The sequence below is a fragment of the Streptomyces sp. NPDC005494 genome (genome assembly GCF_042872025.1).
Lineage (GTDB): Bacteria > Actinomycetota > Actinomycetes > Streptomycetales > Streptomycetaceae > Streptomyces.
In genome coordinates this window covers 111,324-132,391 of sequence record NZ_JBIAJR010000014.1, presented here as the reverse complement: position 1 = coordinate 132,391, position 21,068 = coordinate 111,324, and the positions used below count along the sequence as shown (strand labels likewise).

General features: G+C 72.4%; 19 protein-coding genes. 8 read left to right on the top strand and 11 right to left on the bottom strand.

Going from position 1 to position 21,068, the window contains the following annotated elements; all coding sequences use genetic code 11:
* Positions 1–35 precede the first annotated feature (35 nt).
* Positions 36–908, bottom strand: a complete 873-nt coding sequence (locus ACFYQ6_RS32180; protein ID WP_361582213.1) for an RNA polymerase sigma factor SigF — start codon at positions 906–908, stop codon at positions 36–38.
* A gap of 451 nt (positions 909–1,359) precedes the next feature.
* Between ACFYQ6_RS32180 and ACFYQ6_RS32175 the strand changes: the two genes are divergently transcribed.
* From ACFYQ6_RS32175 to abc-f, 3 genes are all read left to right on the top strand, one after another.
* A complete protein-coding gene (locus ACFYQ6_RS32175; protein WP_361582210.1) occupies positions 1,360–2,163 on the top strand; it encodes a GNAT family N-acetyltransferase in 804 nt (267 codons plus the stop codon).
* A gap of 24 nt (positions 2,164–2,187) precedes the next feature.
* Entirely contained in the window at positions 2,188–3,387 is a 1,200-nt protein-coding gene (locus ACFYQ6_RS32170) for a PP2C family protein-serine/threonine phosphatase (protein WP_361582207.1), read from the top strand.
* Between the two features lie 373 nt (positions 3,388–3,760).
* The gene (gene abc-f, locus ACFYQ6_RS32165) at positions 3,761–5,449 is read left to right on the top strand and encodes a ribosomal protection-like ABC-F family protein (protein WP_388766382.1); all 1,689 of its coding nucleotides are present in this window, start codon (positions 3,761–3,763) and stop codon (positions 5,447–5,449) included.
* Here abc-f and ACFYQ6_RS32160 read toward each other — a convergent pair.
* Entirely contained in the window at positions 5,413–5,919 is a 507-nt protein-coding gene (locus ACFYQ6_RS32160; RefSeq protein ID WP_388766379.1) for an NUDIX domain-containing protein, read from the bottom strand. The two genes, abc-f and ACFYQ6_RS32160, sit on opposite strands and share 37 nt — an antisense overlap.
* A 257-nt stretch (positions 5,920–6,176) precedes the next feature.
* On the opposite strand from ACFYQ6_RS32160, the gene ACFYQ6_RS32155 reads away from it, so the two are divergent.
* Positions 6,177–9,668, top strand: coding sequence for a phosphodiester glycosidase family protein (locus ACFYQ6_RS32155; RefSeq protein ID WP_388766377.1), 3,492 nt, complete (start codon positions 6,177–6,179; stop codon positions 9,666–9,668).
* Positions 9,669–9,816: 148 nt separating this feature from the next.
* Here ACFYQ6_RS32155 and ACFYQ6_RS32150 read toward each other — a convergent pair whose 3' ends face one another.
* Complete coding sequence (locus tag ACFYQ6_RS32150; protein WP_361582195.1) at positions 9,817–10,467, bottom strand: XRE family transcriptional regulator; 651 nt, start codon at positions 10,465–10,467, stop codon at positions 9,817–9,819.
* A 142-nt stretch (positions 10,468–10,609) separates the two neighbouring features.
* Between ACFYQ6_RS32150 and ACFYQ6_RS32145 the strand changes: the two genes are divergently transcribed.
* Positions 10,610–11,596 (top strand): alpha/beta hydrolase, encoded by a 987-nt coding sequence (locus ACFYQ6_RS32145; protein ID WP_361582192.1) that lies wholly within the window; start codon positions 10,610–10,612, stop codon positions 11,594–11,596.
* Between the two features lie 110 nt (positions 11,597–11,706).
* Here ACFYQ6_RS32145 and ACFYQ6_RS32140 read toward each other — a convergent pair whose 3' ends face one another.
* A complete protein-coding gene (locus ACFYQ6_RS32140) occupies positions 11,707–12,558 on the bottom strand; it encodes a LysR substrate-binding domain-containing protein (protein WP_361582189.1) in 852 nt (283 codons plus the stop codon).
* 257 nt (positions 12,559–12,815) lie between these two features.
* Here ACFYQ6_RS32140 and ACFYQ6_RS32135 point away from each other — a divergent pair, with 257 nt between their 5' ends.
* Positions 12,816–13,175: a DoxX family protein gene (locus tag ACFYQ6_RS32135; protein ID WP_388766374.1), complete on the top strand. Its 360-nt coding sequence runs from the start codon at positions 12,816–12,818 to the stop codon at positions 13,173–13,175.
* Positions 13,176–13,363: 188 nt separating this feature from the next.
* On the opposite strand, the gene ACFYQ6_RS32130 is transcribed toward ACFYQ6_RS32135, so the two are convergent.
* From ACFYQ6_RS32130 to ACFYQ6_RS32100, 7 genes are all read right to left on the bottom strand, one after another.
* Positions 13,364–13,726: a hypothetical protein gene (locus ACFYQ6_RS32130; protein ID WP_361582183.1), complete on the bottom strand. Its 363-nt coding sequence runs from the start codon at positions 13,724–13,726 to the stop codon at positions 13,364–13,366.
* A gap of 1 nt (position 13,727) precedes the next feature.
* Complete coding sequence (locus tag ACFYQ6_RS32125) at positions 13,728–14,213, bottom strand: TetR/AcrR family transcriptional regulator (protein WP_361582180.1); 486 nt, start codon at positions 14,211–14,213, stop codon at positions 13,728–13,730.
* A gap of 286 nt (positions 14,214–14,499) precedes the next feature.
* On the bottom strand, positions 14,500–14,910 hold the full coding sequence (locus ACFYQ6_RS32120) for a PTS-dependent dihydroxyacetone kinase phosphotransferase subunit DhaM (protein ID WP_388766372.1): 411 nt from the start codon (positions 14,908–14,910) through the stop codon (positions 14,500–14,502).
* Positions 14,907–15,524 carry a dihydroxyacetone kinase subunit DhaL gene (dhaL, locus tag ACFYQ6_RS32115; protein WP_361582175.1) on the bottom strand — a complete coding sequence of 206 codons (618 nt, stop codon included), beginning with the start codon at positions 15,522–15,524 and terminating at the stop codon, positions 14,907–14,909. Before dhaL ends, ACFYQ6_RS32120 begins: the two co-directional genes overlap by 4 nt.
* A 51-nt stretch (positions 15,525–15,575) precedes the next feature.
* Positions 15,576–16,568, bottom strand: coding sequence for a dihydroxyacetone kinase subunit DhaK (gene dhaK, locus ACFYQ6_RS32110; RefSeq protein ID WP_388766369.1), 993 nt, complete (start codon positions 16,566–16,568; stop codon positions 15,576–15,578).
* Positions 16,569–16,837: 269 nt separating this feature from the next.
* Positions 16,838–18,028: a glycoside hydrolase family 26 protein gene (locus tag ACFYQ6_RS32105; RefSeq protein ID WP_388766367.1), complete on the bottom strand. Its 1,191-nt coding sequence runs from the start codon at positions 18,026–18,028 to the stop codon at positions 16,838–16,840.
* 111 nt (positions 18,029–18,139) lie between these two features.
* Positions 18,140–19,429: a cytochrome P450 gene (locus ACFYQ6_RS32100; protein WP_388766364.1), complete on the bottom strand. Its 1,290-nt coding sequence runs from the start codon at positions 19,427–19,429 to the stop codon at positions 18,140–18,142.
* Between the two features lie 191 nt (positions 19,430–19,620).
* Here ACFYQ6_RS32100 and ACFYQ6_RS32095 point away from each other — a divergent pair, with 191 nt between their 5' ends.
* Together ACFYQ6_RS32095 and ACFYQ6_RS32090 are read left to right on the top strand one after the other, a co-directional pair.
* Positions 19,621–20,139: a tyrosinase family oxidase copper chaperone gene (locus tag ACFYQ6_RS32095; RefSeq protein ID WP_361582164.1), complete on the top strand. Its 519-nt coding sequence runs from the start codon at positions 19,621–19,623 to the stop codon at positions 20,137–20,139.
* A gap of 19 nt (positions 20,140–20,158) precedes the next feature.
* Positions 20,159–21,019 carry a tyrosinase family protein gene (locus ACFYQ6_RS32090; RefSeq protein WP_361582161.1) on the top strand — a complete coding sequence of 287 codons (861 nt, stop codon included), beginning with the start codon at positions 20,159–20,161 and terminating at the stop codon, positions 21,017–21,019.
* The last annotated feature ends 49 nt before the right edge of the window (positions 21,020–21,068 follow it).

Here is a 21,068-nt window from a genome sequence, read left to right as displayed (position 1 = left end):
GTGCCACGCCCAGTGTTGCGGCGGACGCGCCCGGCTCAGTCCTGTGTGAGCATTCCGCAGCGCAGCTTGCGCAGGATGCGGCTGAGCAGCCGTGAGACGTGCATCTGCGAGATGCCCAGTTCCTCGCCGATCTGAGCCTGGGTCATCTCATGGCCGAACCGCATGTCGATGATGCGGCGCTCCCGTGCGTCGAGCTCTCCCAGCAGCGGGGCGAGCGTGTGGAGGTTCTCCACCGACTCCATCGCGGGATCCGGCTCGCCCAGCACGTCCGCATAGGACCGCCCGCCGATCGTGCGGCCCGCGGGCTCCGCCGTGTCGGCCGGCATGTCCAGCGAGCCGGCGGTGTATCCGTTGGCCGCGATGATGCCCTCGGTGACCTCTTCCTCGTCCAGGCCGAGGTGCCCGGCGAGTTCCTGCACGGTCGGGTCCCGGTCGAGCCCCGCCGCGAGCGTCTCCTTCGCCTTCGCGAGATCCACCCGCAACTCCTGAAGCCTGCGCGGCACGTGAACCGACCAGGTGGTGTCCCGGAAGAACCGCTTGATCTCGCCGACGATGTACGGCACCGCGAACGACGTGAACTCGACCTCGCGCGAGAGGTCGAAACGGTCGATGGCCTTGATCAGGCCGATGGTGCCCACCTGGACGATGTCCTCCATGTCGCCGCTGCCACGGTTGCGGAAGCGGCCGGCGGCGAACCGCACGAGGGAGAGGTTCATCTCGATGAGGGTGTTCCGGGCGTACTGGTACTCGTGCGTGCCCTCGTCCAGGGTCTGCAGACGGTCGAAGAAGAGCTTCGACAGCCTGCGCGCGTTTTGCGGGGCGACCTGCCCGGCGTCCTCGATCCAGGGAAGCCCGTCCGAGACGCCTGCCTGTTCCGCAGCCGTGGTCCGTGCGGTGTACGCCGTCATCACGTCACGCTCCTCAGGTCGTGGGCGCCGAGGTGTAGGCGCCTGCCCGATGGGCGGCAACTCATGCACGCAGAGGTTGTTTTGAGCCAGAACCCTCGCGTCATCGGCCGGAAAACGACGGACCGCCCCGAAGGCCCGGGACAGCGAGGTGCTCGTGTGCGTGGAAGCGCACAGGACCGCCCCACCGGTACGGGGGAGCCCGGTGGGGCGGCCGTATCCAGAGTGCCACAGCCGGAGGCCTGTTGGGGCGGTATCGGGGTCAGCGCCCGCACGATTCGCCGAACCCGTCCCGGCGCCCCGCTCCGCGTGCTCGGGATCCGCGGTGTCCGAGGCCGGGCGAGCGCTCCTGTTGCACGTTCGTGAACAGAGGGCCGCCCGGGAATAGGTACGGGTCGCGGGTGGCTTTCACCCCTGTCGCCGGCCGTCGATGTCAACCGGAGTGAGAGAGCCCATGCCCGAGGCCACACCGCTGCCCGCACCCCTGCCCGCACACGGGCCGGAGAGTGAGCAGGCCCATCCGCTGGACAACCCCTCCCGGTCGTCGCTGACCGGCCCCCACGCCCACTTCGCCGAGCGGCGCGGCCGCGTCCTGCGCTATCCGCCCGACGTCACCCCCTGGCTCGCTCTGCCGGACGAGACCGACGCCCAGGACTGGGCCGATGCCGCGGCGCTCGCGGGCCCGGGTGCCTCCGTCGCCATCACCGCCTTCCACGAGCCGCCGCCGGCCGACTGGGAGATCGTCTTCCACGCGGAGGGCGTGCAGATGGTGGACGACACGGTGGACGCGGTTCCCGACCCGGAGGCCCAGCTCCTCGGACCCGCCGACGTGCCGGAGATGCTGGACCTGGTCGAGCGCACCCGGCCCGGCCCCTTCCTGCCCCGCACGGTCGAACTGGGCACCTATCTCGGCATCCGGCGTTCCGGCGTCCTGGTCGCGATGGCGGGGGAGCGGCTGCACCCGACCGGGTGGACCGAGATCAGCGGAGTCTGCACCGACGACTCCGTACGGGGCCAGGGGCTCGCAACCCGCCTCATCCGGGCCGTCGCCCACGGCATCAAGGAGCGGGGCGAGACCCCCTTCCTGCACGCGGCGGCCTCCAACACGGGCGCCGTACGGCTCTACGAATCGCTCGGCTTCGGCCTGCGCCGCAGGACCGCCTTCCTCGGCGCCGTCGTCCCGGCGGGCCCCGGGGCGAGCCGGGACGCCAGGACCCCGGACCGGGGGGCGGGTAGCTTGGAACAGGTGGGGCGGTAGCGACGGACATGTGGGAGGCGCGGCGTGGTCATGGGGCTCCGGCGCCCGTCGGCGGCGCGCAGGGTGTCGCTGCCCGGGCCGGATCCAGGTGAGACGTCCGCGGGCGTGGCCCGGATCGGGAACTGGGCACTCGCCCTCTGGCTCCTCCTGCTGACCGTCGCGGTCGTCCTGCTCGACGCGCTCACCGGCAACGACCTGCCCCTCATCCCGCTGATGGTCGTGCTGCCCGCGCTGGCCTCGGTCTTCTGCACGGTCCGCCAGACCACCGCGGTGGCGGTCTGGGTCATGTTGATCGTCGTCGGCTCCCGTATCGCCTCGACCGGGGAGTTCTGGGACGTGGCCTTCATCCTCGGCTTCACGGCCATCGCCAGCGCGCTGGGGGTCGTGGCGTGCGCCGCGCGCATCAGGCACGCGACCGAGGTGGCCAGGCTGCGCTCGGCCGCCGTGGCGCTCCAGCGGCAGATCCTGCGCCCGCTCCCGATCGTCACGCGGCAGGTCTGTGCCCACGGCCTCTACGCGCCGATCGAGGAGGACCGCTTCGTCGGCGGCGACATCTACGAGGTGGTCCAGTCGCCCCACGGGACCCGGGTGATCATCGGGGACGTGCAGGGCAAGGGACTGCCCGCCATCGGCGCGGGCTTCGCCGCCCTGGGGGCGTTCCGGGAGGCCGCAGTGCGGGAGCGTGAACTCTGCGCGGTGGCCGACGCCGTCGAGGACGCGGTCGTCCGGCACAACGCTTTCTCCGCCGAGACCGGCGAGACCGAGCGCTTCGTCACCGCCCTGGTCCTGGGTTTCGACGGAGGGGACGGGGTCCAGGTCGTCAACTGCGGCCATCTCCCGCCCCGGCTGCTGCACGACGGGCAGGCATCGGCGGTCACCCTGCACGAGACGTCCGTACCCCTCGGGATGGCGGAGCTGAGCGGTGAGGCCCGCGTCGCGGAGCGGATCGCGTTCCCGGACGGCGCCGCCCTGATGGTCTACACCGACGGGGTGACCGAGGCACGTGACGCGACCGGTGCCTTCTACCCCTTCGACGAGCGGCTCGGCACCTGGTCGGGCCGCGAGCCGCCCCTGATCCTGGACGCGCTCCTGGCGGATCTGGAGGACTTCTCCGGCGGGGTGCGGCGCGACGACGTCGCCGTCCTCGTGCTCAGCAGGCCGCAGGAGAGCGGCAGCCCCTCGCCGCTTCGGGGGCTTCCGGAGCCGGAGACTCCCACGAAGTGAGGCCCGCACCGCTCTTGACGCCTCCGTGCCTCCGGGACCCTTGTCGGAGCGCTCCCGCGAGCCGGTGCGGGAGCGCTCCCGAACGTTTCGTCGCGACAGAGGGATGGACCCCGCACCCGGGCGGAGCGGATTCGCCCCGGCTCCGCCCGCCGTCCGGGTACCATGACTGCCATGGGTTCGTACTACTTCTTTCTCTGATCCCCGGCCAGGACGCCGCCGCGCGACGCCCGCCGTCGCCGTGTGCCCCCGTGGGGCCACGCCGTGCGCCGCAGTCCTTCCCCGCCGGCCGATGACCCCTGGCCCCGTGGCCCGCTTCCGTCCGTGACGACGACGTGCGAGCCGCCGAGGGCCCGTCACCTCAGGGAAAGCACCCATGTCCGTTCAGCCCCACCGTGCCCAGCTGTCCATGAACGACGTCTCCAAGGCGTACGGAGACCGTTCCGTCCTCGACCAGGTCTCCCTCACCGTCCGCCCCGGCGAGAAGGCGGGCGTCATCGGCGAGAACGGGTCCGGGAAGTCCACCCTGCTCCGGCTGATGGCCGGGGCGGAGGCGCCGGACAGCGGCGACGTCACCGTCGGCTTCCCCGGCGGCACCGGCTACCTCGCCCAGACCCTCACCCTCGATCCACTCGGCACCGTGCGGGACGCCGTCGACGAGGCCTTCGCCGAACTACGCTCCCTCGAACGCCAGATCCGCGCTGCGGAGGACGAACTCTCCCGCAGCGAGCCCACCGGCGCGCAACTCGCCGCGTACGGCGATCTGCTGACGGCGTACGAGGAGCGCGGGGGATACCAGGCGGACTCCAGGACCGACGCAGCGCTGCACGGTCTCGGTCTCTCGCACGTCGCCCGGGACCGCGTGCTCGCAACACTGTCCGGCGGTGAGCAGTCCCGGCTGGCGCTGGCCTGTGTGCTGGCCGCCGCGCCGGAACTCCTCCTGCTCGACGAACCCACCAACCACCTCGACGCCGCCGCCGTCGGCTGGCTGGAGGACCACCTCCGCGCCCACCGGGGCACGGTGGTCGCCGTCACGCACGACCGCACCTTCCTGGAGCGGATCGCCACGGTGATCCTGGAGGTCGACCGCGATCTGCGGAACGTCTCACGCCACGGGGACGGCTGGGAGGGCTACCGCAGGGCGAAAGCCGCGGCACGCAGCCGCTGGGCCCAGGAGCACCAGGAGTGGCTGGCGGAGCTGGCCCGCACCGAGGAACTGGTCAGCGCGGCCGGGCAGCGGCTCGCGGGGACCGGCAAGGACCCCGGGCAGGGCTTCGGCAAGCACCGCAGGTCGCACGAGGCGAAGCTGTCGGGGCAGGTCAGGGCGGCCAGGACCCGCCTGGAGGCACTGCGCCGCTCACCCGTGCCCGCTCCTCCCCGGCCGCTGCGCTTCACCGCCGAGCTCACCGGCGCGTCCGTCGGTGAGGTCCCGGCGGAGGGGGACGCCCCGGTGGCCGAGCTGGAGTCCGTCGTCGTCGGCACACGCCTCGACATCCCCGCCCTGCGTGTCCAGCCGGGGCAGCGTCTGCTGGTCACCGGGCCGAACGGAGCGGGGAAGACCACGCTCCTGCGCGTCCTCGCGGGCGACCTGGCCCCGGACACCGGGGCGGTCCGACGGCGGGGCCGCATCGGCTACCTCCCGCAGGAACTTCCCGCCCGTCCCACCCGGCGCACCCTGCTCGCCACCTTCGCGGCAGGGCGCCCTGGGCACCCCGACGAGTGGGCCGACGAACTCCTGGCCCTCGGACTGTTCCGCCCGGAGGACCTGGCCGTGCCCGTCGCCGCCCTCTCCGTCGGGCAGCAGCGCAGGCTCGTCCTGGCGAGGATGGTGACCCGCCCGGCGGATCTGCTCGTCCTCGACGAGCCGACCAACCACGTCGCGCTCGACCTGGTCGAGGAGCTGGAGGCCGCGCTCGCCCGGTACCGGGGAGCCGTCGTGGTCGTCTCGCACGACCGGGGCTTTCGCGAGCGCTTCGACGGCGAACGGCTCGACATCCGGGCCGGGCGGGCGGTGCGAGGACCCGGGGCCTACGAATCCGAGCCCGCGCGGCCCTCGCGTACGTGAGCACGAAGCCGCTCCACGAACACCCGCTGACCCGCCACCAGCCGTTCGAGGGCTTCGTCCGGTGTGCACCAGGCGAACCGGTCCATCTCCGGGAACTTCCGCAGCACACCGGACCCCTTCGGCCACTCCATGGTGAAGGTGCCCGGGACCGCCCCGGAAGGGTCGAGATCGGCCTCCACGGCCCACACGGTCACCGTCTTGCCACCCGACTGCCGTGACTCGCCGAGCGGAACCCACTCACCCTCCGGCAGGGGAAGCCCGAGTTCCTCCTCGAACTCCCGCCGGGCCGCGGCGGACGGCTCCTCGCCGGGTTCGTACTCGCCCTTGGGTACGGACCAGGCGGCCGCCTCCCGGCGGGCCCAGAACGGTCCGCCCATGTGGCCGATCAGCACCTCCGCGTCCCGGCCTCCCTCCGTGCCGGGGACGACGCGGAAGAGCAGGAGCCCGGCGCTGCGCTTGGCTGTCGACATGCCGTCAAGTGTGCGGGGCGCACGCTCGGTGGGCCACCCGCCGGGCCGACGACCGGGGGTGACCCGCCCGGCGCGCGGGGGCGATCCGACGGACGTCGAGGGCGTCGACGGGGGCCACCCGCACCGCGGGTCACTCCTTCGCCGCACGCTGTTCCTCCTGATGTCCCCGTTGTCCTCTGGTGCGTCCCCCCACTCCCGGTCATGCTGTCCGCCGACAGCGCGATTCGCGCGCAATCCGCTCCGCACCAGGAGGATTTGTGGGCCCAGGCACCTTCCGCAGCACGCTGCGTCCCCTCGTGCTGCTGGCGACCGTGTCGGCACTGGCGGCCGGAGCCGTCGTACCGGCCGCCGCCGACCCGACTCCGGACCCCCGCCCGCACACCACCGCCGAGATCCTCAGACCCGTCGCCCCGCCTGCCGCGAGCGGCCCCTCCGGTGACGCGACGTCCGTCGTGGACGGAGACGGCATCGAGACGGCTCGTACCACCCGGCCCGTCGCCCCCGGCGTCCGCCTGAGCTCGTACGACCGGCTGGAATCCGACAAGTGGCTGCGGGTCGACACCCTCTCCGTCGATCTGGACGGCAGCGACGTACGCGCCGACTACCTCTCCTCGGGCAAGGTCGCGGACCGGCACACGGTCTCCGAGCTGGCCGCAGGGCACGACGCCGGGGACGGGCGCCGCACCGTCGCGGCGATCAACGCGGACTTCTTCGACATCAACCAGACCGGGGCGCCCCAGGGCCCCGGCGTCGCGGACGGCCGCACCGTCCACTCCCCGGCCCCCGGCGTCAACCGGGCGGTCGGCATCGGGCCGGAGAACGCCGGCCGGGTCCTTGAGCTGTACTTCGAGGGCACGCTGACCCTCCCCTCGGGCGAGCACCCGCTGGCCGCGTACAACGCCGCGAACGTACCGGCGCAGGGCGTCGGCGCCTACACCTCGGCGTGGGGGAGCGCGGACCGCGCACTGACCGTTGACGCCGCGCAGCCCGTCGCCGAAGTGGCCGTCCGCGACGGCAAGGTGGCGTCCGTCTCCGGAGCGCCGGGATCGGGACCCGTGCCCGATGACACCGTGGTCCTCGTCGGACGTGAGGCCGGGGCCGCCCTGCTGGACGAGCTGGAGCCCGGCGATCCCGTCTCGCTCGAGTACCACGCGCGTACCGACGGCGGAGCCGTGCCGCGCACCGCCGTGGGCGGAAGGGAGCTCCTGGTCGTCGACGGCGTCGCGCAGAACCACGACGGCGAGGGCAACAACACCGCCGCACCCCGCACCGCGGTCGGATTCTCCAAGGACGGCCGGACCATGCAGGTCGTCACCGTCGACGGCCGCCAGGCCGACAGCGGCGGCGTCACCCTCACCGAACTCGGCGCGATGATGCGGGAGGCCGGATCGTACAGCGCGCTGAATCTCGACGGGGGAGGCTCCTCGACCCTCGTCGCCCGTGAGCCCGGCAGCGACACCCTCCAGGTCGAGAACAGCCCTTCCGACGGCAGCGAGCGGACCGTACCGAACGGCCTCGCGCTGACAGCCCCCGACGGCAGTGGCCGGCTCGCGGGGTTCTGGGTCGAGACGCGCACACCGGCCGGCGCCGCCCCGGGCGACGACCCGGTGAGCGGCGGCCACCCCGAGCGGGTCTTCCCCGGCCTGACCCGGGCCCTCACGGCAGCCGGCTACGACGAGACGTACGGTCCGGCCGGAGGTGCCCCGCGCTGGCGTGCCGTCAGCCCCGCGATCGGCAGCGTCGACCAGCACGGGACGTTCACCGGCCGCCGCAGCGGCACGACCGGCGTACGGGCCGAACGGGAGGGCGCCCACGGCGAGACCGGGCTCACCGTCATCGGCCGGCTCGCCCGGATCCAGCCCACGGCCACGCGGGTCGGACTCGCGGACGGGGAAGCCGTCGGCCGCTTCGGCATCGTCGGCCACGACGCCCACGGGACGAGCGCCCCGGTCGAACCGGACGACATCACCCTCGACTACGACCACGCGCTCTTCGCCGTCGAGGACGACGGCAAGGGCTCCTTCACCGTACGGTCCCGCACCGGCGCCGGAGCGGGACGGATCGAAGCGACCGTGGCAGGCGTCAGCACCACCCTCGCGGTGAGCGTCGGCCTCACCGACCAGGCGGTGTCCGGCTTCGACGACGCCGGATCCTGGAAGTTCAGCCAGGCACGCGCCGAGGGCTCCCTCGCCGCGACTCCCGACGGCCACACCGGCACCGGGCTCCGGCTCACCTACGACTTCACCCGTTCGACCGCCACCCGCGCCGCCTACGCGGCCCCGCCGCAGCCGGTCGTGGTACCGGGGCAGCCGCAGGCGTACACCCTCTGGATCAAGGGCGACGGCAACGGCGCCTGGCCGACGCTGCACCTGAAGGACGCGGCGGGATCGGACCAGCTGCTGCGCGGGCCCTACATCACCTGGACAGGCTGGCGGCAGGTCACCTTCACCGTGCCGGCGGGCGCGCCCACCCCACTGTCCGTGTTCCGCTTCTACCTCGCCGAGACGGCGGCCGCCCGGCAGTACACCGGCGAGATCGTCGTCGACGACCTGTCCGCCCAGGTTCCGCCCACTGTCGAGATCCCCGAACAGCCCCTTCCGGTCGACCCGTTGATCGACTCCGCCGCGACGACGGAGGGCAGGGACTGGCAGTTCGCCGTGATGTCCGACGCGCAGTTCGTCGCGCGCGCCCCGGACAGCCCGATCGTCCAGCAGGCCCGCCGCACCCTGCGTGAGATCAAGGAGGCGCGGCCCGACTTCCTGGTCGTCAACGGTGACCTCGTCGACGAGGGCTCGCCCGCCGACCTCGCCTTCGCCCGCCAGGTCCTGGAGGAAGAGCTGGGTGACGCGCTTCCCTGGTACTACGTCCCGGGCAACCATGAGGTGATGGGCGGAAAGATCGACAACTTCATCACCGAGTTCGGCCCGGCGCAGCGCACGTTCGACCACAGAGGCACCCGGGTCGTCACGCTCGACACGTCGAGTCTCGGTCTGCGGGGCGGAGGCTTCGCCCAGATCAAGGAACTGCGCGCGCAGCTGGACGCGGCGGCGACGGACCGTTCCGTCGGCTCGGTGATGCTGATCGAGCACGTGCCGCCGCGCGACCCGACCGTGCAGAAGGGCAGTCAGCTGAGTGACCGTAAGGAGGCGGCTCTCGTCGAACAGTGGCTCGCCGACTTCCGCCGTACGACGGGCAAGGGCGCGGCCCTGGTCGGCAGCCACGTCGGCGTCTTCCACGCCTCGCACGTCGACGGCGTCCCGTATCTGGTCAACGGCAACTCGGGCAAGGCCCCGGCAGGCCCTGCGGACGAGGGCGGTTTCACCGGGTGGACCCTCATCGGCGCCGACCGCGTGACGTCCGGCGAACAGTCGGCCGCCCGCAGGCAACCGTGGCTCGGAGGACCGGACTGGGTCTCGGCCCAGACCCGGGCCCATGTCGACGGGCTCTCCCTGGACGCACCCTCGACGCTCGTCGCGGGGCAGCGTACGCGGATCGGGGCGAGCGTCACCCAGGGGGCGCGGGTGGTGCCCGTCGCCTTCCCGCTCAGCGCGGACTGGACCGGTTCCCCCGGTGTCCACATCGGTGAGGCGGACAGGGCCAAGCACCGCCACGTCGCGACGCTCGACCCGGCAACGGGCATGCTCACCGCGCTCAGGCCGGGCACCGTCACCCTGGCGGTGACCGTGAACGGCACCACCCGGCAGGTACGGATCGAGGTCTCGGCCGGCGCGGTGGCGCCGGCGGCCTGACACCACGGCACCGAACGGCCCCACCGCCGCTTCGCGCCCCGTGACCGGACGAGCGGACCGCACGCGCCCCTAGGGCACGGCTCCCGTTCCGGTTCCCGTTCCCGTTCCCGTTCCGGTTCCCGGACCGGTCCGGGAGCCGGGACAGCCCTTAGTGCTGTCCTTCGTGGCCGGGCCGGGCACGACGAGGCCGGCGGTCCCCCCGACCGCCGGCCTCAGGGGTGCGCGGCCGCAGTCGCTCTCCCTGCGGCCCGAACATGATCAGGTACTCGACCGGCCCGTCGGATCCGCCGTTCGCGACCCCGTGGGCGGTGCGGGTGTCGAACTCGGCGAAGTCCCCGGCACTCAGCAGGAGATCCTGGTCCCCGAGCGCCAGCCACAGCCGCCCGTACAGGACGCACAGCCATTCGTAGCCCTCGTGCGAGACCTGCCGGGGACGGACGCGCGGCGTCTCCACGGCGGGCAGGACGTGCTTGTGCGCGTGCAGCCCGCCGACATAACGCGTCAGCGGCAGTACCGCCTTGTCGTCGCCGAAGCTCAGCGGCGCCGGGCCACGGGGTTCGGCCGCGCGGGCGGGCCCGGTGCCGGCCAGTTCGTCGAGGGAGACGCCGTACTCCTTCGCCAGCCGCACCACCACCTCCAGGGTGGGCCTGCGCCGGCCGGTCTCGATCCGCGACAGCGTGCTCGGCGAGATGCCGGTCGCACGACTGACCCCGGTGAGTGTGGCGCCGCGGTGCTCGCGCGCGGCCCGCAGCCGGGGCCCCATCGCTGCCGGCGTCTCGTCCGTGTCGTCCCCCGTCATCGCTCCCGTTTCCTTTCGGACGTGCCGCTCCACTGCTCTGTCCTGCAACTTTGCCAGACTGGCAAGGGCAGTGGCGTCGCGTTGCCGCCGCGCCGGATGATCGACGAGCGCCCCGCGTCCCTGCGAACCGAGGAGAAGCTCCATGCACCCCGAGCCGTCCGCCGCACTTCACCACCGAACCGTCGGCACCCCGGCCGGCCGCCTGCATCTGGTCGAGCAGGGCACCGGGCCGCTGGTCCTGCTCGTGCACGGATTTCCCGAGTCCTGGTACTCCTGGCGCCGCCAGCTCCCGGCCCTCGCCGAGGCCGGTTACCGGGCGGTGGCGATCGACGTACGCGGCTACGGACGCTCGTCCAGGCCCGCCGCGATCGAGGCATACAGGATGCTCGAGCTGGTGGAGGACTGTGTGACCGTCGTGCGCGCCCTCGGTGAGGAGGACGCGGTGGTCGTCGGCCACGACTGGGGGGCCGGCATCGCCTCCGCCTCCGCCCTGCTCCACCCCGGGGTCTTCCGCGCCGTGGCCCTGCTGAGCGTCCCGTACGCACCGCCCGGCGGCCCGCGCCCCACCGACGTCTTCGGCCGGATCGGCGGACCCGAGCAGGAGTTCTACGTCTCCTACTTCCAGCAGCCAGGTCGTGCCGAGGCAGAGATCGAGCCCGATGTCCGGGGCTGGCTCGCGGGCTTCTACGCGGCCCTGTCCGCCGACACCATGCCCGCCCAGGACGAGCCCGACCCACACTTCGTCACCCCAGGAGGCCGGCTGCGCGACCGGTTTCCCTCCGGCACTCTTCCCGCCTGGCTGAGCGAGGACGAACTCGACTTCTACGCCGGGGAGTTCGAACGCACCGGGATGACCGGCGCGCTCAACCGCTACCGCGCCGTGGACCGCGACTGGGAAGACCTCGCCCCCCACCGCGGAGCTCCGGTCACCCAGCCCGCCCTGTTCATCGGCGGCGCGCTGGACGCCTCCACCACCTGGATGGCCGAGGCCATCGACGCCTACCCCACCACCCTCCCCGCCCTGTCCGCCTCCCACATCCTCGACGGCTGCGGCCACTGGATCCAGCAGGAACGCCCCGACGAGGTCAACCGCCTGCTGACCCAATGGCTCAGCACCGTCCATCGCTGAACCAGGCCGGACACATCGGCAGTCCGGACGGATCGCGGTGACGTGACGCACGGCGAGTCCGGAGTCCCGCGGCGTTCGCGCGGTCCGCGAGCCGGGGCACGTGCCGGTGATCAGTGGCGGTACGCCGCCGTCGCGATCTCGACGAAGGACCGTATCAACGGGTTGGTGTCGCCCTCGTTCCACACCGCCACCACCGGGCTCGGCGCCATGTCGGCCAGCGGCACCACGGCCAGCTCCCCGGGCAGTTCGTGCCCGAGAGGGGCCAGGCCGACCGTGCCGTTCCACAGCACAGCCTGAAGGCACTCCTGGACGGCGCGCACCACCGGGCCCTCTCTCGGCACACCGCCGTTCCAGTACGACTGCCAGAGGGGGTCGGTGCCTCGCGGGAACCGGAACCAGGGACGGTCACTCAGCTCGGCCAGTCGCAGCCGGTCGCGGCCTGCCAGCGGATCGTCGGCGCGCAGGACCACCCCGACCGGATCGGTCCGCAGTACACGCGTCGTCAGGGCTGTCTCGTCGAACGGCGCCCGGGTCAAGGCGACGTCGACCCTTCCTGCGCGCAACCCGCACGTCGGATCGGTCAGATCGGTGTCACGGATGTGGATGTCGATGCCGGGATGGCCGCGGCGGTAGGCGGCCGCCAGTCGGGCCGCTCCCGGGTCCGTACCGTCACCCAGGATCCCGACGGTGATGATCCCGCCGCCGCCCGCGGCCCTCACGCGCGCACCCACGCGGTCGGCGTGGAGGAGCAGGGCCCGCGCCTCGTCGAGCAGTACGGCCCCGACCGGCGTGAGCGTGACACCGGCCGGCGAGCGGGCGAACAACAGAGCCCCGACCTCGGCCTCCAGCCGTTTGATCGCCCGGCTCAGCGGTGGCTGGCTCATGTGCAGTCGAGTGGCGGCCCGGCCGAAGTGGAGTTCCTCGGCGACCGTGACGAAGTAGCGCAGTGTCCGTAGCTCCACATCGCGACGATACCCGGAGGGTATCGGCGCTGCTCGATGGGTCTTGGACAGCGGCGGGGCTCGGGCGGTGCACTGGTGGGCGTGACCGAGGAAGCGTGGGCCGGTGAGTCACCGATCCGGCCCTGCCCGTGGTGGGCTCCGGCGGCGGGCCGACGCCGGTCGCCGACATCGCGGACACACATCGAGACGACGAGCCGCTGCGCACCGGTCGTCGCAATCAACCGGGACCGCCGAGCAGCGTCCCACGAACGGGAATCATGACCATCGCCTATTGGATCGTGGCGGCACTGCTCGCCCTCTTCTACCTCTACTCAGGCACTCTGAAGGTGATACGCGGCCGCGACCGACTCCGGCCGATGATGGCCTGGGTGGACCGCGTTCCCTTGCCCGTCCTCCGAGGGCTGGGGGCGGTCGAAATGCTCGGCGCGACCGGCCTGATCCTGCCCCCGCTGACAGGCGTCGCTCCCTCGCTGGCGTCGGCCGCGGCCCTCGGCTTCGTACTCCTGCAGGTCGCCGCGATCGCTGTACACCTGACCGGCGACGACCGCCGGATCGCACTCAACATCGGGCTCCTCGTCACGGCGGGCGTCACCGTCCGGCTGGCTGCCGCGCTGTGACCGGAAACAGCATCGGCTCGGCCTCGCCGCCCCCTCGACGCCACCACTCGGGCATCCGTTCCGGGGTCCTTCCGGGGTCCTTCCGGCCCCGGCCGCCGCCCCCGAGAACGGGCAGGGCCGAAGAGCGTGGGACTCGTCGGGGCCGGTGGTGCCACCGGCGCCCGCGGCAGGCCGGCGGGGTTCGTGCGTCAGGCGGCAATGGCCCGTTCGACGAGGTCCACCGTGGCCCGCGGATCGTCGGTCTCCACGACGAGCCTGCTGTACGGGGCGCCCTCGGCGAGCTCGACGACGACAGCGTTGGCCGGCTTTCGCACCGCCCAGAAGACGAGGTCGCCGTGCCGGCGGAACCGTCCGGCCGTGATCACACCGGGCATGTGCGTGCCTCCGAGCTTGGCACCCTTGCGTTCATGGGCGATGCCCGGGTCGTGAGTGGCGCCCCGCACCTGAGCGAGCGGCACCTCCACCTGGCTCTTGAGTGCCCACAGTCTGTCGAGGCCCGTCAGCCGGACGGTCAGCATGTCGCGGGTGCGGTCGACGGCGATTTCGGTCATGTCAGCTCTCCTGAGGGGTGGTCGGGCGGGCGCGCAGACGCAGGCGCTTGCCGAGGACGGTGGCGGCGACGTGTTCCGCCTCGCCGGAATGAGTGGGACGCAGCGCGTTCTCCAGAGCGGTGAACCCTTCCGCCACCAACTCCGCGGCCTCGGGGTCCTGAGGCGCGCGTTCGACGGCGGCGAGGAGCAGGAAGCCGGCTGCCGGGCCGTCGTCGAACCCGGCGATCGCCGCCGCGCGGGCCTGCCCGGCATCGGTGAGGCTGCCGACGGCAGCGGTGCTCGGAAGGATCTCGTGGTCCAAGTGGGCCCGGAGCGCCGTCAGATACAGCTTCCGTTTGGAGCCGAAGACGTTGTACAAGCTGCCCCGGTGCATTCCCGTGGCGGTGGTCAGGTCGTCGATCGAGGTGCCCTCGTACCCACACGTGGCGAAGAGGGCGGCCGCGGCCCTGACGGCCTGGTCCGTGTCGAATGCGCGAGGTCTTCCCATGCCCCGACGGTACGCGTTATAAGAACGATCAGTCAAGAACGGTCATTCTCAAACTGACCTCGGTGCTTCGTGGGGCCGACGATGGCTCCTCGGAGGGGCAAGCCGGTGGTGGGCGGATGGCCGGCCCGGTCCCGCCGGCCGGTGTCGGCGGCGGTTCCGACGGGCATACCCGGTCGGGGGTTCCCGCCTGACCGCGCCGCGCGGAACGCCCCTCGCCCCGCATCGTTCCCGTACCCCTGTGTCCTGACCCGGCCGCCCGGAGGAGGGGACCCCCTGCTGCGACGGCTCAGGCCTTCCGGTACCCGTACGCGTCCGTGGCCGCCGCCTCGACGGTGTCCAGATCGCCCCCCGCCGACGCCGTCACCAGGGCGGCGACCGCTCCCTCGACGAAGGGGGCGTCCACCAGTCGTGCCCCGGGGGGCAGTTCAGTGCCGTCCGCCAGCATGGACTTCACCGTCAGCACCGCACTCCCGAGGTCGACGAGCAACGCCACCCCCGCGCCCCGGTCGACCGCCCTGGCCGCCTCGGCGATCAGCTCCGTACTCGTCCCCAGGCCGCCGGCCGAGGTACCGCCCGCCGCCGCCACCGGTGCGGTCGCCCCGCCGGCCGCCAGCCCCTTCGCCAGCTCTGCCACGGCCGCCGCCACGGGCGCGCTGTGCGAGACCAGCACGATCCCGACCTGCTTCTCGTCGCTCATGCTGCGCCCCCACCGCTCGGCTCCCCGGCCTCGGCCAGCGCCCCGACCAGCAGGGCGGCCGAGGCGGCCCCCGGATCCTGGTGCCCGATGCTGCGCTCGCCGAGGTAGCTGGCCCTGCCCTTGCGTGCCCGCAGCGGAACCGTGGCCAGGGCTCCCGCCAGAGCCGCGTCCTTGGCCTCCCCGAACGACGACCCCAGCACCTCGACAGCCGGGAGCAGAGCGTCGAGCATCGTCTTGTCCCCGGCCTGCGCTCCGCCGAGCTGCGCCACCGCCGCGACGCCTGCCGCGAGCGCCTCGGCCAGCTGGGGGAGGGTCACCTCCCGCTCGTCGCCCAGCCTCTTGCCCGTGTGGCGCAGCAGGGTCCCGTACAAGGGCCCGGACGCGCCGCCGACCGTGGAGATCAGCTGCCGCCCCGCCAGCGTCAGCACGGCGCCCGGTGCGGCGGGTTCCTCCTTCTCCAGTACGTCGGCCACCGCGCCGAAGCCACGGCGCATGTTGCTTCCGTGATCGGCGTCCCCGATCGCGGCGTCGAGCTCGGTCAGCCGGTCCGCCTCACGGTCGACGGCTGCCGCGGTGGCAGTCATCCAGCGGCGGAAGAAAGCAGTGTCGAGCACAAGAACTCCTGTTCCTCACAAGGTGGTTGCTCACAGTGGGCCGGACCCCCTTCACCGGCCCCAGCGGAGCGCGGGGGTCTGCACCGGCGCGTCCCACAGACGCAGCATCTCCTCGTCCACCTGACAGAGGGTCACCGAGCAGCCCGCCATGTCGAGCGACGTCACGTAGTTCCCGACCAGGGTACGAGCCACCGACACGCCCCGCTCGGACAGCACCCGCTGCACCTCGGCATTGAACCCGTACAGCTCCAGCAAGGGTGTCGCGCCCATTCCGTTGACGAGGACCAGCACGGGACCGCTGGGGCGCAGATCCTCGAGCACCGCGTGGACGGCGAAGTCGGCGATCTCCCCGGAGGTCATCATCGGGCGACGCTCCCGCCCGGGTTCGCCATGGATGCCGATGCCCAACTCCAGCTCGCCCGAGGGAAGATCGAAGGTCGGCGTGCCCTTCGCGGGTGTGGTGACGGAGCTGAGCGCGACCCCGAAGCTCCGCGAGGAATCGTTCACCCTGCGCGCCACGGACTCCACCTGCTCCAGCGGTGCTCCCTCCTCGGCCAGTGCGCCGGCGATCTTCTCGACGAAGAGGGTCGCTCCGGTGCCCCGCCGTCCGGCTGTGAACGTGCTGTCGGCCACCGCCACGTCGTCGTCGATCAGGACCCGGGCGACCTGGACACCCTCGTCCTCGGCGAGCTCCGCCGCCATGTCGAAGTTCAGCACGTCGCCGGTGTAGTTCTTCACGACGAACAGCACCCCCGCGCCGCTGTCGACCGCGGCGGCGGCACGCACCATCTGGTCGGGCACCGGCGAGGTGAAGATCTCGCCGGGGCACGCGGCGGACAGCATGCCCGGCCCGACGAACCCCGCGTGGAGCGGTTCGTGCCCGGAGCCTCCACCCGAGACCAGTCCCACCTTTCCGGGCACCGGCGCGTCACGCCGGACGACGAGTCGGTTCTCGGGGTCCACGACCAGTTCGGGGTGGGCGGCGGCCATTCCGCGGAGTCCGTCGGCGACGACGGTCTCCGGCACGTTGATGAGCATGCGCAACGGTTCCTCCTGGGGAGAGCGCCGGCGGGTCGTGCTGACCGGCGGTCAGCGTGCTTCCGATCCTCGTGACTCAGCTCGTACGCCACCCAGTATCGAAGACGCCCGCGTGATCGGGAAGCGACGCGTCGTACCGAGGCTCGACGAACCGCTCCGGGCAAGGCCCGGCGAATCGGGTGTCGCCCCGCACGATCCGGGGGCGGCCCGGACGCGCCTCCGCCGCCTCCTCGGCCGATCCGAGACCGAGGAGGCGGCGAGGTCCGGGGCGGGGCTCAGCCGCGTACGCAGAACTCGCGGTCGGTCAGCCACTGCCCGAACCAGTCGCTCAGCGGCACTGTCACGCACCACCCGGTCCCGTTGGTGTCCGGCGCGGGCACGCTGGGAGTCGGCAGGGGCTTGTCGGGCTTGGGCGTCGGGCTCGGGTCGGGCGCGGGCACCGAGGGCTCGGCGTTCGGCAGCCCGCTCAGCATCTCGCGGAACACCCGGGAGGACTCGGGATTCTCGGAGCACTGCCACACTCCGTGCGGGCAGTAGTCCGTGATCGTCTGGTAGAGCGGATCGTGGCGGTCGATCCACTCCAGCATGCGGCGCATGTACTCGGGGTTGTCGCCGTTCCGGAACAGTCCCCACTCGGGGAACGAGATCGGCTTGCCGTGCTCCGCCGCGAAGTCCACCTGCTTCTGCAGGCCGTACGGTTCGTTCACCTGGTCGTCGAACGTCAGCGCGGGCGGCTGGTCGTAGGAGTCCATGCCGATGATGTCCACCACGTCGTCACCCGGGTAGCACTCGGTCCAGGGCACGGCGTCCCGCCCTCGGCTCGGCGCGAAGTCGAAGCGGAACTCCTGGCCGGGCACGGACCGCATGGCGGCGACGATGCGCTTCCAGTACGCCTTCCACGCCACCGGATCGGGACCGCACCGGTGTGTGTAGGTCGTGCCGTTCATCTCCCAGCCGAGAACGATCACCGTGTCCGGGACCCCCAGCAGGACCAGCCGCTCGGCCAGCCGGCGGAAGTGCTCGTCGAACTGCCCCGCGGCGCCCGCACGCAGGAGAGTCCGCACCTCGCCGTCGGGGACGCGCTCCTCGTTGCGTTCCAGCATCGGCGTGTTGAGGACGAACATCCGGTCGTCGGCGCCCTTGCGCCACGCGGCCCACGCGGCGAGGAACCCGGGGCGGCCCTCGATGTTCTCCCACAGGTCGCCCGGCAGATAGCTGTGCCCGACCCGCAGCTCCGTACCGTCGAGCCAGCGTGACAGCTCCTGCATCCGCTGGACGCCCTGGGGGCCGTAGTCCAGATAGGCGCCGACGGCCGTCGTCCCGCCGGTGCCGGGCGGAACGGGTGCGGACCCCTTTCCGGACTGGGCGCCTTCGCCGTCAGGGTCCGTGAGGACCGCGCCGCCGACGAGAAGGCCGAGCGCGGCAGCCCCGATGCCGAAATTGATGAGACGGCGCTGTGCGGGCACGGCTCCTCCTTGGGTTGCGGCCGGTGTGCGACGCTTCCGACCTTAAGGAGAGAGATTCACCTATGGGCGGTGGAAGAGCCCGCGAATAGTCCATTCGCGACACGCGCGGAATCAGTGCGGACCGTTCGGGTGAAGGAATTCGAAGGAGAAGGGGAGCGAGCCGACGCGATTGTCGAAACTCGAGTCGACCAGGCCCGGTTCGCCCACGGCACGGAATCCCGGCCCCCGGGTCAGCATTTCCCGGAAGAGAGCCTTCATCTCCAGCTTCGCCAGGTGCGCCCCCAGGCAGTGGTGAGGGCCTCCGCCACCGTATCCGAGGTGCGGATTGGGCGACCGGGTGATGTCGAAGGCGTCGGGATCCTCGAAGACCGAGGCGTCCCGGTTCGCGGACGCGTAGAGGAGTACGACCTTGTCCCCGGGCACGAAGGTACGGCCGCCCAGGTCGCACTCGGCGACCACCGTCCGGCGGAACTGGATGATCGGCGTCGAGTGCCGGACGATCTCCTCGACAGCGCCGTCGGCGTAGCGGTCGAAGTCCGCCTCCAGAAGAGCACGCTGCTCCGGATGCCCGGTCAGCAGCAGCAGCCCGTGGGCGATCGCGTTCCTGGTCGTCTCCACACCGGCCACGAGCAGCAGCGAGAAGAACGCGCCGAGCTGACGCGCGGACAGGGCCTCGCCGCCGACATCCGCGCGGACGAGTGCCGAGATCACGTCGTCCGCCGGAACACGGCGCCGCTCGCGGGCGACGGCCGCCATGTCGTACTGCATACGGGCCAGGGAACGCAGCCCGCGCCCCGGCACCCGCAGCCTCGCCCGCCCCCTGCGCTGGACCCCGACGTACTCGGACGTCCGGTCGACGCGCGAGGCGATCCGGGCCCGGCGCCGCCCCGGTACGCCCATCAGGTCGCAGATGACCTCGAACGGCATGCGGGCGCCCGCCGAGCGCATGAAGTCACCGGAGCCCTCGGCCACCATCTCGTCCACCAGCCGCCGGGCGACAGCGGCGATGTTCTCCTCCGCCGCGGCGAGCAGTCTCGGGGTGAAGGCCCGGGAGATCGTCCTGCGAAGGGCCGCGTGCTCGGCACCGTCCATGTTGACCATGGAGTTGCCGAAGACCGCCTTGGCCCAGCGCGCCGGCTCCGGAGTGGTGACGCCGGGGGCGCTGGCGAAGACCTGCGGCTGCCTGCTGGCAGCGCGCACGTCCGCGTGCTTCACCAGCGCGTAGAACGGCGCCCCCGCGCCCGTGCGGGGAGTGAAGCGGACCGGCGCGTCGAGTTCCCGCAGCCCGGCGAACACCGCCAGCCGCTCGGAACGGGGCAGACGCCAGAACCCGGGATCCGCCGGATCGGCTGGGGCCCCTCTCCTCACGCGGTCCGCGGGTGCCTGTGTCGGCGCGTTCATGCACTACCTCCGGGAGCTCGGACGGCCATGCTGTCCCGGTGCGCGGCGCCCGACGGCCGACACGGCCGTGCCCCGCCGTGAATTCCCACGGTCGCGTGAGGCCCAACGGATGAGAACCGTTCGCGTTCCGTTTCGTTGCCCCTCAAGAGCGAGACATCTCGCACGTGCGGACGAGAGGCAGGTACACCATCATGAACCCGACCACCGGCGCGGACGGCGAGCCGGTCCGGGCCACCGGCCCGGCCCGCCGCGCCGTCCTGCGCACCGCGTTCACCGCGGCCGTCGTCGTGGCGACCGGCGGCGCGCTCGCCCCGGTCCTTCTCGGGAAGCCCGGCGGCCCGTCCCGGCCCGGGGAACGCGACGCCGTGGGGCCGGAGCGCTTCTCCGAGCTGTACAAGGGCCGCGACATCCGCGGCACGGCCACCACCGTCGTCCCGGCGGGCGCACAGCCCTACGCGGGAGCACAGGCGTACGCCGGGACGCGGCCGCACCCGGGGGAGGCCCGATCGGCGACGGCTGCCGATCACCCGGAGCATCTGGACGTCCGCATCGACGGGCGGCCCCTGCACGTGATGCGACGGGCCGACGGCAGCTACCTCAGCGCCGTCAACCACTACGAGTCGTTCCCGACGCTCCTCGAGACGGCCCGCGCGGCGGTCGACGCGCTCGGCACCGCCCAGGTGTCGGCCGTGCCCCCGCACACCATCTGAACCCCGAGGAGGCGCACGGGTGTACAACCGCAAGAACCAGCGCGATCTCACGCGCACCGAGAAGAAGCGCCTGATCGACGCGATCCTGGAGCTCAAACGCTCCGGACGCTACGACGAGTTCGTCGGCCTGCACCGCCAGTACTACGTGACCGACGCCGAGAGCAGGCCGCGGCCCGCCCACATGACCCCGTCCTTCTTCCCCTGGCACCGCCAGTACCTGCTGGAGTTCGAGAAGGCGCTCCGGGCCGTCGATCCCAGGGTGTCGGTTCCCTACTGGGACTGGACCCGGGACAACACGGCGGGCGCCTCACTCTGGGCCGACGACTTCCTCGGCGGCAACGGCAGGCCGGGTGACCGGCAGGTCCTGACCGGGGCCTTCGCCTACCGGCAGGGGAACTGGCGCATCCGCGCCGGGGTCACCGACGACCCCTTCCTGCGGCGCGACTTCGGCCGGCCCTCCGCCCCGGTCACCCTGCCCCGCCAGGCGGACGTCGACCGCGCCCTGCGCGACCCCGTCTACGACACCGCGCCGTGGAACAGCGTCAGCACCACCGGCTTCCGGAACAGGATCGAGGGCTGGGGCCTCACAGGCGGCCGCGGGGTGGCCAACCACAACCAGGTGCACCGCTGGATCGGCGGTTCGATGGCGGGCGCGGCCTCGCCGGACGACCCGGTCTTCTGGCTGCACCACGCCTTCATCGACCTGCTCTGGGCGCGCTGGCAGAAGGCGCACCCACGCTCCCGCTACCTCCCGGCCCGCGCGCTCCCGGCCGACGACCCGCAGCGGGACAGGGTGTTCGCCTACGACCGTCCGATGCCACCCTGGGACGTGGCCCCCTCACGGCTCATGGACCACACCAGGTTCTACCGCTACGTCTGAGCCGCCCTATCCCTCAGGACGGCTCAGGGCCTCCCCTCTGCGCCGCGAG

Coding starts and splice junctions, on each gene's coding strand:
- ACFYQ6_RS32120 (WP_388766372.1), bottom strand. CDS start 14,910: ATGAGCGACGAGAAGCAGGTCGGGATCGTGCTGGTCTCGCACAGCGCG.
- ACFYQ6_RS32100 (WP_388766364.1), bottom strand. CDS start 19,429: ATGAACGCGCCGACACAGGCACCCGCGGACCGCGTGAGGAGAGGGGCC.
- ACFYQ6_RS32125 (WP_361582180.1), bottom strand. CDS start 14,213: ATGGGAAGACCTCGCGCATTCGACACGGACCAGGCCGTCAGGGCCGCG.
- ACFYQ6_RS32160 (WP_388766379.1), bottom strand. CDS start 5,919: ATGTCGACAGCCAAGCGCAGCGCCGGGCTCCTGCTCTTCCGCGTCGTC.
- abc-f (WP_388766382.1), top strand. CDS start 3,761: ATGTCCGTTCAGCCCCACCGTGCCCAGCTGTCCATGAACGACGTCTCC.
- ACFYQ6_RS32150 (WP_361582195.1), bottom strand. CDS start 10,467: ATGACGGGGGACGACACGGACGAGACGCCGGCAGCGATGGGGCCCCGG.
- ACFYQ6_RS32145 (WP_361582192.1), top strand. CDS start 10,610: ATGCACCCCGAGCCGTCCGCCGCACTTCACCACCGAACCGTCGGCACC.
- ACFYQ6_RS32175 (WP_361582210.1), top strand. CDS start 1,360: ATGCCCGAGGCCACACCGCTGCCCGCACCCCTGCCCGCACACGGGCCG.
- ACFYQ6_RS32095 (WP_361582164.1), top strand. CDS start 19,621: ATGAACCCGACCACCGGCGCGGACGGCGAGCCGGTCCGGGCCACCGGC.
- ACFYQ6_RS32130 (WP_361582183.1), bottom strand. CDS start 13,726: ATGACCGAAATCGCCGTCGACCGCACCCGCGACATGCTGACCGTCCGG.
- ACFYQ6_RS32135 (WP_388766374.1), top strand. CDS start 12,816: ATGACCATCGCCTATTGGATCGTGGCGGCACTGCTCGCCCTCTTCTAC.
- ACFYQ6_RS32180 (WP_361582213.1), bottom strand. CDS start 908: ATGACGGCGTACACCGCACGGACCACGGCTGCGGAACAGGCAGGCGTC.